Below are 17,890 nucleotides of genomic sequence, written 5' to 3' on the forward strand. Positions count from 1 at the left end.
AAATGGTTCGATGTCTGCCCGGATGCGACACAGCTTGTGTGTCCATCCTCGCAGTATCCGGTTCTCAAGGTGCACGCTTTGCGGCTCATCCGGTCCGACCGGGCCGCGCGGCAAGGAGATATATTGCCAGACCGGAGGGGCGCCGTGGGCGGGAATCTGGCACTCCATATTTTGTTCACAAATGAATATGTCCCTCAGTCGCGTCCCTGAGGTTATAACTGAAGCATTGGCTTCTGATATTGGCGATGACCAGCTGGTTTATAGGTGTTAAGGCATCGGTCATCTCTGGAGCGCCACTTTACTCCAAAAGCATCAGCTATTTGTTTCCCGTCGGTAAAAGGCAGGTTTTGTTCGCCAAGCGTTCTTATATATAGAGAAGTTCGGGTTCGAACCCATGCACCGGCAACAAAAAAGCGATCAACCGGAGTCGATCGCTTTCTGTTCTATGGTGGAGCATCCAAGGGATGTTTCCGAACTCACTTTCTCGCTGCCATTCATGCTGTCGAAGCATCGTTCGACCTCCGCAGCCCCATGTTTTGAGGATCTGCCGTGTTTATCACTGCTATTAATGAGTGTGCGGAAGTGATCCTCATACAGATACGTGCGATCCGCCAGAGAACTGAGAAGCATCTTTCTGCAGCCCTCGTTGTCTATCCTCGCATCTCTCAGGTCTTCCGGAAATTCACAAGCAGTCTTAGGGTCAGTTTGTTTCTGCTTTCAGAGACTTGTTTGAGAGTTATTAAAGACAGTTCAAAACAATAAGTGAGACGCCATAAAGCAGAGCAAGATGTGCCGGATAGAAAATGTAGAAGAAGTATTTCAGCTTCAGCCCTCGCTTGCCATTATAAAGATTGATAAGCAGCAACGAAACGACCGCGGCAGCAACATCAGGATTAAATACATTAGCTGTAGCAAACTCAAATCCGCCGCCAACTATATGGCATGACGAAAGGAGCACTGCGCATACTGCAGCAAAGAGCATCTTGGCCTTGCTGTCGTGGAATAAATAGAATGCAGCCACAAGCAGAATGCCATACACGCCGCCATCTAGTTTAGTGTATTCAGCTGCCAGTGCTATCAAAACAATCAGAGCAAATTCTGCGATGTGCCTCTTCCATTTTGAAAGACTTTGTATCTTTTCCAGAATAATCAAAAAGACCAAGGAAAGCAGGAGCTCACACATAACATTTTGTTGCCGAAGGTCGAATAGTTGCCCGGTTTGAACGAAATCGTATATGGGCTCCGCAATGATTGCGAAGACAAGCATATTTCGCAGGTACTTCTTTATGTCATGAGTATGCAAAAATCCCTCAACTATCAAAAAGCAAAATAAGGGAAATGCAATTCTGCCAAGAACATGAAGCACATCCGAAGCCTCGCTTAGAATCGCCCACTGCTCGTCTGATATCTGATTGTACGATGTGTGAGTCATGATTCCATTGGTCAGGACGATCCTGCTTACATGATCGAGAACCATCGAAATGGCCGCTATTATCTTTAATGTGCTGCCGCTAATTCCGTATCTGTCTGTTTTCATTTCGTTTTCCTTTCTTTGGGTGGGCCGTCGGGGGTTCAGCCTGCTCCGCAGGCGGCCGCTGCGGCGCTCCGCGCCCCGACGGGTTCGAACCCGTGCACCGGCAACAAAAAAAGCGACCAACCGGAGTCGATCGCTTTCTATTCTATGGTGGGCCGTCAGGGGTTCGAACCCTGGACCTTGGGATTAAAAGTCCCCTGCTCTGCCAGCTGAGCTAACGGCCCGCGGGTGGCATTGTACCACGGTCTGGGACTATTCCCAACTCCATTGGCCGTTCTGGAAAATCACAACTTCACGTCCATCAGGCGTAATGCCCGTAATATCGATGTCGTCCGTGCCGATCATAAAATCGACGTGCGTGCTCGAGACGTTAACGCCATGCTCCAGGAGCTCCTCCTTGGACATGTCATACCCACCATCGATGCATTCGGGGAAACCGACACCTAGCGCGAGATGGCAGCTAGCGTTCTCGTCATAGAGCGTATCGTAGAACAGAACACCACTTTCGCGGATCGGCGTGTTCTTGGAAATGAGCGCGACCTCTCCCAGGTGAGCAGCGCCCTCGTCAGTATCGATGATACTTGCGAGCGTTGCCTTGCCCACGCGGGCGTCGTAGTCCACCACGCGGCCGCCCTCGAACTTAATCCAAAAATCTTCGACCTTATTGCCGTGATGGATGAGCGGCATGGCCGAGTACACGATACCGTCGGCGCGCATGCGATCGGGCGAAGTGAAGACTTCCTCGGTGGGAATGTTGGGGAAGAAGGGGTGCCCATCGGGCGTCTTGCCCTTGCCGCCGGCCCACTCGTGACCTTTCGTCATGCCAATCGTCAGATCGGTTCCATTTGCCGCGTTGTAATGCAGGTAGTCGAAACGATTGTCGTTCAGGAAACGCAGGTTCTTTTCGAATGCGGCGTCATGGAGTTCCCAGTCGCTCTCTGGGTCCTGGCCATCGGCGCGCGCGGTGTGCAGAATCGCATTCCACAGCTTATAGATTGCAACCTCATCGGCGTCTCCCGGGAACACCTCGTGCGCCCAAGCCACGACCGGAGCGCCGGCGATGCACCACGGATTGATGTTGTAATCCAGTCCACGGCGGAAAACTTTGCACTGCGTATTCCTCGCCTTTGATGCCGCGGCCGGCTTGGCTGGATCGATGCCCTTGAGGGCCGCAGGATCCGCACCCTCGATAAAGACAAAGCAGGCACCATCCTGGGCCAAGGAATCCAGCTGCATGCGCTTCCACTCGGGCGTCTGCTCAAAATAGCTTTTCTCGACATGCTCGTACGTGAGCCTCGTCACGGCATCATCGGCCCAAATGACCGTCACGTGGCCGGCGCCGGCAGCATAGGCCTCCGCGACCACCACGCGCGCAAACGGCGCGCACTCGACCGGAGACTGAACGACGACCTCCTGGCCGGGCTTGACGTTTACGCCCTTGCGGACGACCAGGCGCGCGTAGTTTTTAATCTTGGGCTCCAGGGCCTTCATGCCCTCCAGAGCCTCTTCGACCGTCAGGGCAGCTCGAATCATGTGCCACTCCATCTATCTATAGAACAGTAAAAAGGCGCGCCGCAAAAACGACGCGCCTTATATCTTAGCGATAAGTATGTATGCAAACGCTACTTCTTCTTGGAGTCCTTCTTGTCCTCCTCGGCAGCCGCGCGCTCAATAAGAGCATTGAGCTTGTTCTCGGACATGCCCTCGGCCTGCGCGCGGTACATGTTGCGCAAGGGACGAATACGAGCGAAGTCATAGATAAAGTCGCCCAAAATGATGACGTAGGACAAAACAATGCCGACCATCTGGACAGGGCTGGACACCATGCCAGCGGGAGCGAAGTACAGCGAGGCCCAAATTGCCACGACGAGCACCATGCCAATGGCGAGCACAATCCACCAGATGCGACGGCGCTTGGTGTAGTCCTCGTCCTGCTTGAGGAGGATATTCGACACCGTATAGATGCGGTCCTCCTTGGCGCGCTGCTTAGCCTTGCGGGCGCGCTTCTCCTCTTTAGAGAGGCCCTCGAGGTTCTCGCCCTTCTCGAGCTCTTTGCGGCGTGCCTTAGACGAAGCCGGCACGACGCGAACGGAGCTCGCTGCTTGGCGGGCGGGCTTAGCAGATGCGGCAGACTTGCGCGCAACCCCGGTAACTTCGTGGGATTGCGTGCGCTTGTTCGTGGCGCTACGGGTACTCACTTATGCGTTCTCCTTCATGCTTGTGAACTGGGAGCCCGTGATGATCTGGAAGGCCTCGCGATAGCGCTCGGACGTGCCATCGATGACCTCGGCGGGCAGGTGCGGGGTCTCCCCCGTCATATCCCAGTTGGCCTTGAGCCAATTGCGGACGAATTGCTTGTCGTAGCTTGGCTGGATCTTGCCCTCCTCGTAGCTGGCAGCAGGCCAGAAACGGCTGGAGTCGGGCGTGAGACACTCGTCGATCAGCGTGACCTTGCCATCAATAACACCAAACTCGAACTTGGTGTCGGCAATGATGATGCCACGGGTCGCGGCGTACTCGGCGGCAGCCTTGTAGATCTTGAGGGAAAGGTCACGAATCTGCGTGGCGATATCCTCGCCCACGATCTCGCAGCAACGCTCGAACGAGATGTTCTCGTCGTGGTCACCGATCTCGGCCTTCGTGGACGGCGTGAACAGCGGCTCGGGAAGCTTGGAAGCCTCGGTCAGGCCCTCAGGCAGCTGGATGCCGCAGACGGTGCCGTTCTCGTCGTAGGTCTTCTTGCCCGAACCGGTCAGATAGCCGCGGACGATGCACTCGATAGGAATCGTCTGGGCCTTCTTAACCAGCATGGCGCGGCCAGCGAGGTAGTCACGATACTCAGCAAACTCCTCGGGGAAATCCGCCGGGTCGATGGAAACGAGATGGTTGGGGACGATGTCGGCAAACTTATCGAACCAGAATGCCGAGATGCGATTGAGTACCTCTCCCTTAAACGGAATCTCGTCGGGAAGAATGAAGTCAAACGCAGAAATGCGGTCGGTGGCGACCATCAGCAGGTTTTCACCGGCATCGTAAATATCACGAACCTTGCCACGGGAATCCGGACGACGCTCCATCGTTGTCACGTGAGTCACTCCTTACCTAAATACGACAGAAATGCGGGTTCTTTCCCGCATGTTTTCGCAAACTCGGAGCGGCAGGGACGCGGCCCCTCCTTCACCGAATAACGAAAAGCTAGTGCTCCATTGTAGTAGATGCCGCGTCTGCCGTGTGCTCGCGGGGCAGATGAATTGTAAAAGTCGTACCCTTTCCAAGCTCCGACTCCACGGATATGTAGCCATGGTGACGCTCGACGATCTGCTTGGTCACGGCGAGGCCAACGCCCAGGCCGCCAGCTTCGCGGGCGCGGCTGGCATCGGCGCGCCAAAACCGCCCGAAGATGCGCGACAAATCGTCCTTGGCAATACCGATGCCGGTATCAGAAACGGCAATGCTGACGTGCTTGCGGTCACTGAGCACCGACACCACGACCCAACCGCCCTCGGGGGTGTAGCGCATGGCGTTGCTCATGAGGTTGATAACACATTGCGTGATCATGTCGGGATCGGCCTCGACGACATCGTCGTGACCCTGGGTCTCGTCCGCAAAACGCAGGCGCAGATCGCGGTCGACAAACAGGCGCTCCTGGGCATTAACGATGGAACGCACGAAAGGAACCATGTCCACCGGCTCAAGGTTGAGCGGAGCCGTGCTGTTTTCCATGCGCGACAGGTCGAGCATCTGCTGCACCAGACGAGCCAGGCGACGCGTCTCGGAAGCAACGGTTTCCAAATGCTCATCGTCGGTGGGATACACGCCATCCTGCATGGCCTCGACCGTTGCGAGCATGGCCATAAGCGGCGTGCGAAGCTCGTGTGCAACGTCTGAGGTCAGGCGCTTCTCGTGTTTCATATCCTTCTCGAGCGAAGTGGCCATCTCATCGAAGGTCTCACCCAGCTGATCGATCTCGTCATCACCGCGCAGTCCCGTGCGAGCCGACAGGTCGCCGTCACGGATTTGCTTTGCGGTACTGGTGATGCGATGAATCGGCTTGGTGAGCATGCGCGACACGAGCGATCCGATAACGACCGAAATGCAGATTGCAACAACCGCGGCGAGGGCCATGGCGTTAAAGGTCTTCTCCCTAAACGCAGAGTCCGCCTTGGTGAGCAGAGCGTCGGAGCCGATGGCCCACAGCTTTACCTGTCCGACATGCTCGCCGGAAGACGTTACAATCTCGACGTTAGCAACGCTATCGGAGTCGGTTGGAGCAGACGAGACCGGGCTATGCGATGCCCTCTTGCCGCTCGTGTCGTCGGTCGTAGCCTGGTTTTCGCGTACATCGGCGGTGGCGCTTGCCGAGGGCCAGGAATCGTCATAAACGATCACGCCCTTTTTATTGACGACCTGCATGCCCAGATCGTCGGAAACCAAACTCGACGTTGCGACCGTGCGCAGTTCTCCCGCGGTCCAAGAGCCGTTTTCCTCATATGAGGTTGCCAACTTCTCGGCAGCGGAATTTGCGATTTCGACGATATTGGAGCGTGTGTAATCCGAAAAGACCGTGCCCCACACAACAGAGACAACGCCCACCAGCACCAATACTGTCATGAGCGATGTCAGAGCAAAAGCAAGTGCCATGCGCGAGGGATAGCTCATCGTTGGCCGTGAATCGGAGCGAGGCGTGTTCCAACTAGCCTTGGAACCCGCCTCGCTCTCCTGCTTGTGCTTTTGTCCGATTTCAAAGCGCGCAGGTGTCATATGTGATTTCCCTATTTCTCGTCCGACTTATCGGTCTTGGCCGGAGCCTCGAAGCGATAGCCGACACCATGGACGGTGTAGAGCCACTTGGGCTTCTTGGGATCATCGCCCAGCTTGGCGCGAAGATTCTTCACGTGGCTATCGATAGTGCGCTCATAGCCCTCAAAGTCATACCCGAGCACTTTCTCGACCAGCTCCATGCGGTTATACACACGGCCGGGATGGCGGGCAAGCGTGGTGAGCAGCTTGAACTCGGAAGCCGTCAGATCGACTTCCTTGCCCTCGACCAAGATCTTGTGGCCCGAGATATCGATGACCAGATCGCCGAAGTCGAGTACCTCGACGGCGGGCTCGTCGGCCTGATGGGCACGGCGGAACAGAGCGCGAACGCGGGCGACGAGCTCGCGCGGCGAGAACGGCTTAATCAGATAGTCGTCGGCGCCGAGCTCAAGACCGATAATACGGTCCTCGATCTCGCCCTTAGCCGTCAGCATGATGATGGGGACATCCGAGGTATCGCGAATGGTGCGGCAAACGCGCTCGCCGGGGATCTTGGGGAGCATAAGGTCGAGCACGACCAGGTCGAACTGATGCTTCTCGAACTCCTCGATCGCGGACTGGCCGTCGCCGACGCCCACAACCCAGTAGCCTTCGCGCTCGAGATAGGCAGCGACGGCGTCACGGATTGCCTTCTCATCCTCGACCAGCAGAATCTTTTTTGCATCTGAAGCCATAACACGGCCCCCCTGTCTCAATTAGCTAAGAACAAGCCCATTTTAACGCACCTGAGCCCGCCAGATGCCGCTATGACGCGGCAGCTCGGCGGGCGGTACTCACAATTACAACGCGTTTATTCCCCTGTTGGCGCCTTTTTAACCCCTCTAAGCTTAAAGAGAGAATAGGCGTGCAGTGACTGTCTCTGGTATACCCTGGCTGTTGCGCACCGTGGCGTACGTAAGGAATGAGTCCGACTTTCCCGCCGTAGCTGGATAATCGCCATACTCCAAAGCGCGGTCGGGCGACAGCAGCGAGCCATAGGTCTTGGCAGAGGTGTCGATCAGGAAATGCGACGCCTGTACCTTAACAAGGTATTTATTCTTCTTGCCAGCCGCACATGCAAGCGGCTCGCGGGACAGGAAGAGATACGGCCCTCCCTCATTACCGATATACGTGCCCATGTTGCCCAGGCTGCCCACGCCACTATAGGCCGCCTCGATAGAAAACACGAAGGTATCGCCCATATATACGGCCTCGAAAGGCGAGACTGACGAGGGAAGAACTAGCTGGGCACGTTTGGTGTTGTTGCCGTCGGTCAGATCGATTGCCGTTATGCCGTAGTAGACGCCCTCGTCGTTGCGGACACGCGGCGAGATGGTCAAAATGCCGTCGCTCGCGCGCGGGGCCGATGCAAAGCGGCCCGTCGATTTCCAAATTACCTCGGCCTTGGATTCATCAAGCGAGCGACGATAGCAAAACGAATCACTACTCGTTTTATTGCCGCCTGCCGAAGGCATTTTATACCAGATGACCGATGACCCGAACGCCGTGAACAGGGGCGGATCATAGTCCTTGCCACCTCGATCGAGCTCAACCACGTCGCCAGAGAGCGAAGCGCCCGACAGATTTTGAGCGTAGAGCTTCCACGATGAATTGGCAAAGTTCATCTCAACCCACGCGAATACGCCGTCGCCGGCACGGACATCGTAGAATGCATATCCCGTGCCCTCGATAGGATCCTCGATTAATGTGGTAAGCGAGCCATCACCCAGGTTGAGCACACCGAGTGTGTTGGCGTGCAGCGCCGATGCGGGCGCCATCATCGCCGCGGCGTAATCGCCGTCGCAGTAGTACAGCAGCGTACCCAGAGGCAGCGTCCACGACGCCGCCGGCTCAAGATCGATGTCGACTGCCTCGTACTCATCCGTAATCGAGATGATCTTGGAATCGTCCTTGATAACCTGCGGCTCGCCGGCGGCATCATCGCTGGTGCCCGTTTTTTTCGAGCATCCGGCAAGTACCGTGGCAGCGCCCGCGGCAGCCCCACCGAGTACGAAGCCGCGACGCGATATTCCGTTCTTGATGTGATCGGCGATACCCATTAGGCGATCTCGGCGCGAGCGGCCTCGATAGCGCGTGTAAGCTGGTCGGCGCAGGAGGTCTTTTTCATACCGCAGGTATTACCGGCGAGAACCTCGATTACGCGATCGGCAGGAGCGCCCTCGACCAGCTTGGAGATAGCCTTGAGATTGCCGTCGCAGCCGCCGGTAAATTCAACGCCCATCACCTTGTTGCCGTCATCGGAAAGGTCAAGGTGAATATTGCGAGCACACACGCCCTGAGGCTTGTAATCAAACGAAATCATGCGATCCCCTCTCAGAATGTTATTCGAGACGACTATTATCCCCGTCTTTCCCTAAATGCAACGAGGCGCTTTGCCGGCAACACACATTACCAGCAAAGCGCCCTAAAAAGCTAACGTTATGCCCGAGCCTACTCGAAGCTCAGCTGCTCCAGACGATCAAAGACCGTGTCGATACGGGTGAGGAAGTCCCACGGATCAAAGATCTCGTCGAGCTTCTCCTGACTGACGGTGCAGCGCGGGTCGGCCTCGAGACGCTCCTTAAAGGTGGGGCCGGAGACACAATCCTGTACCTCGTGCCAGGTTACCATAGCGTTCTCCTGCACAATGGCGTACGCGTCCTCGCGGGTGATGCCCGTATCGACGAGGGCGAGCAGCACCTTGGAGGAGAAGATGAGGCCGCGGGTCTTATTGAGGTTGGCCATCATGCGGGCGGGATACAGCTGCAGGCCGTCGATAACGCGGATGAGGCACTGGAACATGTGGTCGAGGGCGATGAAGCTATCGGCCTGGGCGACGCGCTCGGCAGAGGAGTGCGAAATGTCACGCTCGTGCCACAGGGCGACGTTATCGAAGGCAACCTGGGCGTTGGACTTCACGACGCGCGACAGACCGCAGACTTTCTCCATGGTGATGGGGTTGCGCTTGTGCGGCATGGCTGAGCTGCCCTTTTGGCCCTTACGGAACGGCTCCTCGGCCTCGAGCGTATCGGTCTTCTGTAGATTGCGAACCTCGGTAGCGATGCGCTCACAGGTGGCCGCTGTAGTGGCAAGCACGCCGGCAAGGTAGGCATGGTGATCGCGGCTGATGACCTGCGTGGACAGAGGATCGTGGACCAGGCCCAGGTGCTCGCAGACGTACTCCTCGACGAACGGCTCGATGGAGCTGTACGTGCCGACAGCGCCCGAGATAGCACCGAAGGCAACATTCTTGCGGGCGTCCTCAAGACGATCCAGATCGCGCTTGAGTTCCCAGGCCCAAGAGCCAAACTTCATGCCGAAGGTCATCGGCTCGGCGTGGATGCCATGAGTGCGGCCGGCACAGAGCGTGTTGCGCTCCTCAAAAGCGCGACGCTTGCAAATCTCGCCGAGTTTTTTGACGTCCTCGATGATCAGGTCGCAGGCCTGGGTGAGCTGGTAGCACAGGGCCGTGTCGCCCAGATCGGAGCTGGTCATGCCATAGTGAACCCAGCGGCTGGGCTTGGGGTCGCCCTCGGGAACATCGGCATCGATGTATTCCTTCATGTTGGTCAGGAAGGCAATGACGTCGTGGCGCGTGACTTCCTCGATCTCATCGACCTTCGCCTTCTCAAAGTTGGCATGGTCGCGGATCCACTGGGCCTCGTCTTTGGAAATACCGATCTTGCCGAGCTCCGCCTGGGCCTCGCAGGCCAGAACCTCGATCTCCTGCCAAATGGCGTACTTGTTCTCGAGGGAGAAGATGTGTCCCATCTCCGGGCGGGTATAGCGATCGATCATAGCGGCTCCTTTTTGGTTATTGGCACGTTGGTCGTAACCTAACCATTGTACCGTGCGCAGGTGCAAGTATGGGCAGCAGGCATTAACCTAACATTTTGGAATTGGAGCGGGCAACGGGACGTCTGCGCATTTGCTTCGCAAATCCGCACCGGCTTCAGGCGAGCCCCTCAGCCTCACGAAGCCGCGGGGGAAGACTTTGTTGAATTGGCCGTCCCCATGTCTCCCGCACTCGATGGAGCGGGCAACGGGACATCCGCGTATTTGCTTCGCAAATCCGCACCGGCTTCAGGCGCCTGTCGGCGCCTTCGCCTGCTCGCTACAAACGCTTCGCGTTTGCTTTACGCTCGCACCCTGTCGGGTTCGAGTCCCGGCGCTTTATTGAAAAAAGCACGGCACCGTAATGGTGCCGTGCTTGTGCTTCTAGCTGGAGCGGGCAACGGGACTCGAACCCGCGAGTGTCAGCTTGGGAAGCTGATGCCTTACCACTTGGCGATGCCCGCTTGTGTGTTGGCTAGTATAACGCGGTTGTCTTGTTCGACACAAGGGTGGTGATGCTTGTTTTAGCTGTGGAGATTCGTTTGAAAATCACGCCAATTGTGGAGACGAGGACCTTTGACTTCCTGTTCTCCCTATCTTCTACCTGCACTTTTGCTTGATTGTTGTATTTGAGCTCAATTTGTCAGGAATTGGGCAAGCTTTTGGTCAGGCTCCGGTACTTACCCGCATGAACCTCGGGGGTAGCCTCATCCTACGCGTCGCAGCCTCCCCGTGCGGCGCACGAGGGATAAGGAGCAGCCATGTCCAACGCACCCACGCACTCTGTCCACAGCGCAATCGCAACAGGTCCGCTGCTCCTGCTCCTCTTCCTGCTTTTCGGCTGCCTGGCACCGGAAGCCGCATTTGCCGTCGATGGCTACGACCAGCTCGGCTTCCGCACTATTAGCGATGATTGTGGGCCCTTCCTCATCGGCAAGTATGAAGCTCAAGACGCCTCGATTGCCTACTGCATGAACCAGGAGCGCCCCGGCCCCACCAAGCCGGGCGGCCCATGGCTCAACTTTGATCAAGGCTGGGTGTGGCTCGACGACGAGTTCGCGGCAATCGTTTGTCACGGATATCCTACCGCCACGTCGTTTGGCGGTTACCATCTTTCACCCGATCGTGCCCGCGCCGCAACCCAGCTTGCCGTATGGATGCTCAACGGCACTACCCATGTCGACGGTACCTACTCTTACACGACCGCTCAGGGCAAAACCAAGAGCGGGCACTTTACCGCCGACGATGAAGTCGTGGCGGCGGCGCGGTGGCTCCACGACAGCGCAAAATCAGGAAGCATCAAAGCCGCTCCGCACCGCGCGCGGCGCTATCTAGGAGCCGTATCGGGCGGCAGCAAACGTCAGGACATGCTCTATGTACTGCCGGCGGTCTCTGTTTCCTTCCAAAAGCAGTCTGCAAACGCTGCCATTACCAGCGGAAACAATACTTATCAGTTTGCCGGGGCAACATTCGATGTTTTTGAGAGCGCCAGCGACGCACGTGTTGGCACCATCCAGATGGACAGCAACGGTCGGGCGCAAGCAACACTTCTGCCCAACACAGCATACTACCTAGTTGAAACGAAGGCGCCGGCCGGCTATGTCCCCCGCCACGATCGCATCGCCTTTACCACGGGGAATGACGGCGGGCGGGTCGCCATTGATGAACAGCCCGGCACCATCAACCTGCGTATCGTAAAACTCGATACCGCGACGAATGCCGGCCCCCAGGTAGGCTCTTCACTCGCAGGAGCAGAGTTCACGTGTGTGTCGCAATCAACCCCTGGATGGGCGCAAATCCTCACGACCGACGAAAGCGGTCGGGCCACCCTCGCCGATGTCCCCTTAGGAACCTTTACTATCTACGAATCAAAAGCCCCCGAGGGCTACCTGCCATCCAACGACAGCTGGACCTATACCGTTGGAGCCGACCAGCTCGGCGATTCAGGCGTGGTCGAGATCGAATCTCGCGTTTCCGATATCCCCATTGCGTTTAACCTAGAGATTTCCAAATTCAAGGATTACGGCAATAGCGACCAATCCGGCCTGGAGCAGCCGGCGGGTGGTGTTGTCTTTGAGGTTGTCAGCAACAGCTCTCAGCAGGTTGTTGGCACACTGACCACAAACATCTATGGCTTTGCCTCCACCAAAGATCAGCCCGAAGCATGGTTCGGCACAGGCAAGCGACCCGCCGGTGTCCACGGAGCCGTCCCATACGACCGTGCCGGCTACACGGTTCGCGAGGTTCCGGAAACCGTCCCCGAGGGTTTTAAACGTGCAGGGGAATGGACCGTCGGGGCCAATCAGATTTCCGACGGCGCCGAGCTTCAATATATCGTGGACAACCACGCTCTGTCGACGCATCTCCAGATTGTAAAACGCGATGCCCAAACAGGCGCTTCTGTTCCCCTAGCCGGATTCACCTTCCAACTCCTCGACAGCAATCACGAACCTGTCTCACAAACTTGCTGGTATCCAGCACATGACGTAATGGACACCTTTACGACTGACGCGACCGGGACCGTCACACTGCCCGAATCGCTCGTGCCGGGCACCTATTATGTACGCGAAACCTCGGCCAAAGAGCCCTATCTTGTCGGCGAAGAGATCGAGGTAAACATACCCGCCGACATGAACCTAACGCCCGTTGCAGTCGCCTCGTATTATGACCACGCCGCGACCGGAAACATCAGGATCGTTAAAACCGATGCCATAGACGGCAGCAGCCTCGCGGGCACCGTCTTTGAGATCCGTGCCTCGGGTGATATCGTGCGCCCCGACGGTAGCATTGCCGCGCTCGACGGTGAGACTGTCGCGACCGTCACGACGGATGAAACTGGAGAAGCACGCGCGGACAACCTCCCGCTGGGACTTGGCACCGCACGCTACGAGGTTGTCGAGACTCAAGCGCCGGCAGGCTTCTTGCTCGATCGGACAACCCATATTGTCGACCTTACTTATGCCGACCAGAAAACACCCGTTGTAGAAGCACGGCTTAACGTATCCGACGATTACACCAAGGTTGATATCTCCAAGGTCGATGCAAGCGGTGAGCAGGAAGTGGAAGGCGCACAACTCACCTTATATGGTCCCGATAAAACCGAAATAGACTCCTGGACCTCATCCGACAAGCCACACCGCGTCGAACATCTTGCACCCGGCACCTACTCGTTGCGCGAAATGATGTCTCCGCGGACCTATGACCTTGCCGAGGAAATAACGTTTGAAATAAAGGATACGGGAGAAGTCCAAACCGTCGCGATGAAGGATGCGCCCATCGAGATCAAGGGACAGGTCGACAAGCGTCAGGAACTTGTCCAACCTATCGAAAAGGGCCTGTTGGCTAACGGCGATGGTAAAAACCGCGCCACGACGCAAACCAATAGTGATGGGCTTTTCTCCTATACCATCGATGCTCGAAACGATTCCGCTACTTGGGTTGATGAGTTTACGATTACCGATGATCTTGAGTGCGCCAAAGACGGCACAGCGAGATTCATCTCAATCGAAACCCCCGTCGCCATCGGCGACCTCAACGGTCTGTGCAACGTATGGTATCGCACGACGCCGTTGGACTCGACAGACGTCGGTGAGCCGGCAAACGCGACACTTGACGATGGGCACGAAAATCCTTGGCTTGAGTCCGACGAAGTAAAAGAGAGCCTTGGTGAGGACTGTCGCCTCGTCGATTACGACGGCTGGCGCCTCTGGAAGGCGGATGTCTCGACCACGGAATCCACCACACTCGAGGCGGAAGAGCTCGACCTTACACCCAATACCGTCGTAACGGGCATTCGAATTGAATACGGTGCGGTAGCCGCCGACTTTACGACTCGAAGCGATGCGGATTCTTGGACCCGCGATGATCTCAAAGATGAGCACGACGACCTTGACGATGCCAAAGCAATCCTTGGCACAGACGCTCGGGGCGCAGTCGTGCACATGCAGGCAACGTCGGCTTATACGCCCCAAACTGCACTCACCAACAGCGCACGCGTCGATCTTTGCCGCAACGGCGGCGGCGATAAACTTGAGTCACATGACGAGGACTGTGTCATTCAACGCTGTACCCTACCGCAGGACCTACCGGCAACAGGAGCAGTTCCCATCGCCGCTTGCATCACCGCGTTCCTGACCTCGGGTGCCGCAGCCCTATGGTTCGCTCGCCTTAGGTCGATCCCAAAGAAGCGCTAGCGCGATCAAAAAGCGGGCGAGCCAGTCCCCCGGCTCACCCGCTTTCAATCATGTAAATCGCCGTATCTACTCTGCAGACGAAGATCCACCATCAACGATTGCTTGCTCGGACTCAGGAATCCCATCAGCACCCGTACTCTGTTCTTGCTCCACCTCTTCGCTGATTGCGGAAGCGGGGGTCGAGCCCTTTGCGCCCACGATGTAGGCAGCCCCAAATCCTAACGCAATGGCAATCAAGGTCAAAATCACGTAGACAGGCCAATGGCGCTTAATATACGAAAACACGTTGACTCCTTAGAGCTCCGTCTACGAACGGCGGATAACCTCGGTCACGACCTCGGATACCGTAGCAATGTTCGTCGGGTTGACATTGTGGGGCAGGTCGTCCTCGGTACGAGCGCAAGCCAGACGCGTGCCGTCCACGCCGGCGATGGTAAGGGCTCGGCGGCTCGCCTCGAGCGCGGCATAGGCATCGGTCTTGGCATAGGGCATCTCGAGCGCGCCACAATCGACATGGAACGACTTGCAGACCTTGCTGACCAGGTTCATGATGCGGCGATCGCCCTTGAGCAGTTGTTGTTCGCCCTCGACCGTCACCACCGAAAGCCTACCGGCGCCGACGGATTCAAGATTGATAAAGAATACGCCGCGGAGCTTATCGCGATGCGAAGCCAAGAAGGCCTTCATGCCAGCGCCATCACAATCCGAGGCGCCCGTTGCCACAAACCAGATATCGTGACCGAGCAGCTCATCATCGCCCATAGAGGCGACAGCCGAGAGCATATCTTCGGAAGAAGCGCCATCGGAAGACGTAGCGCCACCCTTCCAGCCATCGTTATCGTCCTCGAAGTTATCCCACGAACCGATACCGCGACCGGACTTCTTGGCATCGTAATCGTCTTCGACGCCCAGCCAGTCACTCATGCTGTCCTGCTCGTTTTTCTTTTTACGGCCGAACAGACCACCCAGGCCGCGCTTACGAGACTTGGGTGCCGCCGGGGCGGGAGCCGAAATGGTCTCGATCGGCTGTGCGCCCGACGCAACGGGCATAGGAGGCGCAACGGGTGCCGATGTGGGTTCGGGGCCTTGGGCGGTAGCAAAGGGGTCGTTGACCTGTGCGGAGGGATCGGGAAGGTCGAACAGCGACGTGCGAGACGCAACGTTTGCCTGCTTCATAGACGGCAGCGACGGATCGGGGACCGAAGCCAGCGGAGACGAGGAAGGTGCAGGCGACGGTGCCGACGCCGGATCGGGAACATTCATCTGCGGGCGCGGCGATGCCTGGGAGGAAATCTGGGCCATAAGGGAATCGACCGTTTCGTCCTGGGTGGGAGCGACATTGGCAACCGTGGCACCGGAACCACTCGGGGTCGGCATGGTGAAAATCTGCGTGGAATAAGGCCTCGACTCATCCGTCTCGGGAGTCTCGGAAACCGCAGGCACTTCCTCCTGCTCGACCTCGGTCGAATCATCTTGCTCGGCTGCCGCGTATTGCTCTTCGTCAGAGTTGGCCTCGACGGGCTCGTCCTCGGCGGCATCTTGGATTTCGGCAGCATCAACAGGCTCGTCATCGTCTGCCGCGTCGCCCTGCTCATCGGAAACAGGAAGGGGCTCGGCAATCGCGGTGCCCTGTTTTTCAAACGTTATCGTGGAATCGAACTGCGCGGCATCAAACGACATGGTGCTATCGACGTGCTGCTGAGCCTCGAAAGACGTCGTCGCTTCAACAACATCCGCGGACGCCGGTTGCTGGGACTCAAAGGACGTTGTAGCTTCGGCGGCTTCGACGGGCGCGGACTGCATAGCCTCGTTCTGCTCGAACTCTTGCGCCGCGAGCTCACGTGCCGCCTCGGCTGCCTGCTGCTGAGCGATAGCCTCCTGCTCGGCAGCCTCGCGTGCGGCAGCGCGCTTCTCCTCGAAATCGTCGACAAATTTCTTGCCCTTTGCAAACGCACCCTTAAAGAAGTTGGAAGCGCTGGCGCCAATCGACGAGAACGCGGATGCAATGTCGGCATGCGGCGTTGCCGCGGGAATCTCGGCCGAGAAATCAGTATCGCTCTCGTAAGACACGCGCCTCGGTTGTTCAACGTAATCGTCGTCAGACTCGTCCGCAACGTCTTGCGCCGGTGCGGCGGGAGCCAAAATGTCCAGTCCTGCCGCGGGATCGAACGCGGACACCGCCTCGGGATCGGCAACGGCAGCGGTAACCGCGGCAGACTCATCATCCGCAGCGACAACGGGCGCAGGCGCAGCCACGACGGGGGCAGGCTCGGGCTCAAACGTTGGCTCCTCGCCCTCCTCGTAATCGAGCGTGCAGGACTCGGGAAGCATTCCGAGCGCACGGATGGCATCCGAACCAAAGCGGATGTTGCCGGCGGCGTTGCGATAGAGCTTGGGCTCGGGCTCGGCAGACTCCTCCGCCGGCTCGGCAGCGGGAACCTCGTCATTGAACTCTTCGGCTTGGGCAGCCTGATTCTGATCCTCGGGCACGATAGCGCCGATCAGCGTCTCGTCGGCAGACGCACCCTCAAAGCCCTCGATTTGCTCGTCGAAAGCCTCACCCTGTTCGGGCTCGGTCTGAGCGTCGGGAGCAATCGGCTGACCGAATTCGTCCTCGGCGTAGGTAGGCTCTTCATACTCGATGGTGTTGCCGTAGTCGTTTTGCTGCTGGGCCGCGGCATATTCCGCCGCTGCGCGCGCCATTTCCTCGGCACGACGCTTCTGCTCCCCAAAATAGGTATCGAACGGAACATCGTCGGGAAACTCGTTTTCGCCCTGGAAGGGAGCAACGTTGTCCATAACGCCGAGCATAGCGGCGACAGAAGACTTGTTGCACACCGCGCCAGACGTATAGGGAAGAATGTGGCGGTTAGAGATGATGTTTACCGCGTTGGCGAGTGCAACGAGGGAAGCGAGGATCGCGACAATCCACAGCAGAACCTTGAGCGCGCCGGGGAGCGGCAGAATACGCAGGATGGCAACGGCAGCGGGGGCAACCGTGGCAACGGGCAACAGCTTGGCGATGAGCGCACGATACGAAGCATAAGGCTCGCGGGCGAGCAGCTCAGCACGGGGAGAGTCGTAGTGTGCGACAACGACCACCGGGCGGTTACGCGGGGACGCGAGCGGGCCCGAGGCCTTGTGGTAGGCGATGACATTTTGGCTCACGCCCGTCTTGCCCAGGCGCGAAACCACGGGGTGGCCCGTGCGCTCGAGCACGTAAAGAACGGCGCCGACAATGGCCAGCAAGGTGCCGACCAAGCCGATACCGCCGCCGATGCCCATCAGCAGGGCGCCGGCAAACGCAAGAATACCGGTAACGGCAAATGCCAACCTACTGGGCGCCGGGGCATTGAACTCCTGAACCTCGGGGTCAAAGCCGTGGTTGCGGAAGATCTGAGCGATATCTTCGGCAGCCAAGCGCTCTTCTTCGCTGCATGCCGGCGTAATGCCGGTGTTCTGCAGCAGGTGGTTAATATAGTTCTGGGTGTTCGCCATGTGCGCTCCACATCCATAATCCGACAAATAG

The 17,890-nt window shown here is 57.7% G+C and carries 12 protein-coding genes and 2 tRNA genes; 1 reads left to right on the forward strand and 13 read right to left on the reverse strand.

All coding sequences use genetic code 11. The features are described 5' to 3' along the window. Positions 1-739 precede the first annotated feature (739 nt). The 11 genes from ABCP74_RS02890 to ABCP74_RS02940 form a co-directional block, all read right to left on the reverse strand. Complete coding sequence (locus ABCP74_RS02890; RefSeq protein WP_161155892.1) at positions 740-1,537, reverse strand: TraX family protein; 798 nt, start codon at positions 1,535-1,537, stop codon at positions 740-742. 145 nt (positions 1,538-1,682) lie between these two features. Then, a tRNA-Lys gene (locus ABCP74_RS02895) sits at positions 1,683-1,758 on the reverse strand. A 28-nt stretch (positions 1,759-1,786) separates the two neighbouring features. After that, positions 1,787-3,067 (reverse strand): aminopeptidase, encoded by a 1,281-nt coding sequence (locus ABCP74_RS02900; protein WP_343000773.1) that lies wholly within the window; start codon positions 3,065-3,067, stop codon positions 1,787-1,789. Between the two features lie 89 nt (positions 3,068-3,156). After that, on the reverse strand, positions 3,157-3,732 hold the full coding sequence (locus ABCP74_RS02905; protein WP_022093792.1) for an ABC-2 transporter permease: 576 nt from the start codon (positions 3,730-3,732) through the stop codon (positions 3,157-3,159). Then, positions 3,733-4,611 carry a phosphoribosylaminoimidazolesuccinocarboxamide synthase gene (locus ABCP74_RS02910; protein WP_035136481.1) on the reverse strand — a complete coding sequence of 293 codons (879 nt, stop codon included), beginning with the start codon at positions 4,609-4,611 and terminating at the stop codon, positions 3,733-3,735. It lies immediately after the preceding gene. 118 nt (positions 4,612-4,729) lie between these two features. Continuing rightward, the gene (locus tag ABCP74_RS02915) at positions 4,730-6,295 is read right to left on the reverse strand and encodes a sensor histidine kinase (protein WP_040360026.1); all 1,566 of its coding nucleotides are present in this window, start codon (positions 6,293-6,295) and stop codon (positions 4,730-4,732) included. An 11-nt stretch (positions 6,296-6,306) separates the two neighbouring features. Beyond that, positions 6,307-7,029, reverse strand: coding sequence for a response regulator transcription factor (locus ABCP74_RS02920; RefSeq protein ID WP_006236208.1), 723 nt, complete (start codon positions 7,027-7,029; stop codon positions 6,307-6,309). 153 nt (positions 7,030-7,182) lie between these two features. Continuing rightward, on the reverse strand, positions 7,183-8,394 hold the full coding sequence (locus ABCP74_RS02925) for a twin-arginine translocation signal domain-containing protein (RefSeq protein WP_055310311.1): 1,212 nt from the start codon (positions 8,392-8,394) through the stop codon (positions 7,183-7,185). Beyond that, complete coding sequence (locus ABCP74_RS02930) at positions 8,394-8,657, reverse strand: TIGR03905 family TSCPD domain-containing protein (protein ID WP_117848466.1); 264 nt, start codon at positions 8,655-8,657, stop codon at positions 8,394-8,396. The genes ABCP74_RS02925 and ABCP74_RS02930 overlap by 1 nt, the downstream gene beginning before the upstream one ends. Before the next feature lie 128 nt (positions 8,658-8,785). Continuing rightward, entirely contained in the window at positions 8,786-10,132 is a 1,347-nt protein-coding gene (purB, locus tag ABCP74_RS02935) for an adenylosuccinate lyase (RefSeq protein ID WP_161155898.1), read from the reverse strand. Positions 10,133-10,557: 425 nt separating this feature from the next. After that, a tRNA-Gly gene (locus ABCP74_RS02940) sits at positions 10,558-10,632 on the reverse strand. A 297-nt stretch (positions 10,633-10,929) separates the two neighbouring features. On the opposite strand from ABCP74_RS02940, the gene ABCP74_RS02945 reads away from it, so the two are divergent. Next, positions 10,930-14,361, forward strand: a complete 3,432-nt coding sequence (locus tag ABCP74_RS02945) for a SpaA isopeptide-forming pilin-related protein (protein ID WP_343000772.1) — start codon at positions 10,930-10,932, stop codon at positions 14,359-14,361. Between the two features lie 66 nt (positions 14,362-14,427). Here ABCP74_RS02945 and ABCP74_RS02950 read toward each other — a convergent pair whose 3' ends face one another. Then, on the reverse strand, positions 14,428-14,646 hold the full coding sequence (locus ABCP74_RS02950) for a hypothetical protein (RefSeq protein ID WP_022094153.1): 219 nt from the start codon (positions 14,644-14,646) through the stop codon (positions 14,428-14,430). 21 nt (positions 14,647-14,667) lie between these two features. Further along, positions 14,668-17,859, reverse strand: a complete 3,192-nt coding sequence (locus tag ABCP74_RS02955; RefSeq protein WP_055287286.1) for a hypothetical protein — start codon at positions 17,857-17,859, stop codon at positions 14,668-14,670. Between the last annotated feature and the right edge of the window lie 31 nt (positions 17,860-17,890).

This window comes from Collinsella aerofaciens, from assembly GCF_039062315.1.
Taxonomy (GTDB): Bacteria; Actinomycetota; Coriobacteriia; order Coriobacteriales; family Coriobacteriaceae; genus Collinsella; species Collinsella aerofaciens_BG.

Bases quoted from the DNA above. Each gene is read 5' to 3' on its own strand.
- purB (WP_161155898.1), bottom strand. From the start codon at position 10,132: ATGATCGATCGCTATACCCGCCCGGAGATGGGACACATCTTCTCCCTC.
- ABCP74_RS02920 (WP_006236208.1), bottom strand. From the start codon at position 7,029: ATGGCTTCAGATGCAAAAAAGATTCTGCTGGTCGAGGATGAGAAGGCA.
- ABCP74_RS02945 (WP_343000772.1), top strand. From the start codon at position 10,930: ATGTCCAACGCACCCACGCACTCTGTCCACAGCGCAATCGCAACAGGT.
- ABCP74_RS02910 (WP_035136481.1), bottom strand. From the start codon at position 4,611: ATGGAGCGTCGTCCGGATTCCCGTGGCAAGGTTCGTGATATTTACGAT.
- ABCP74_RS02930 (WP_117848466.1), bottom strand. From the start codon at position 8,657: ATGATTTCGTTTGATTACAAGCCTCAGGGCGTGTGTGCTCGCAATATT.
- ABCP74_RS02925 (WP_055310311.1), bottom strand. From the start codon at position 8,394: ATGGGTATCGCCGATCACATCAAGAACGGAATATCGCGTCGCGGCTTC.
- ABCP74_RS02915 (WP_040360026.1), bottom strand. From the start codon at position 6,295: ATGACACCTGCGCGCTTTGAAATCGGACAAAAGCACAAGCAGGAGAGC.
- ABCP74_RS02900 (WP_343000773.1), bottom strand. From the start codon at position 3,067: ATGATTCGAGCTGCCCTGACGGTCGAAGAGGCTCTGGAGGGCATGAAG.
- ABCP74_RS02955 (WP_055287286.1), bottom strand. From the start codon at position 17,859: ATGGCGAACACCCAGAACTATATTAACCACCTGCTGCAGAACACCGGC.
- ABCP74_RS02890 (WP_161155892.1), bottom strand. From the start codon at position 1,537: ATGAAAACAGACAGATACGGAATTAGCGGCAGCACATTAAAGATAATA.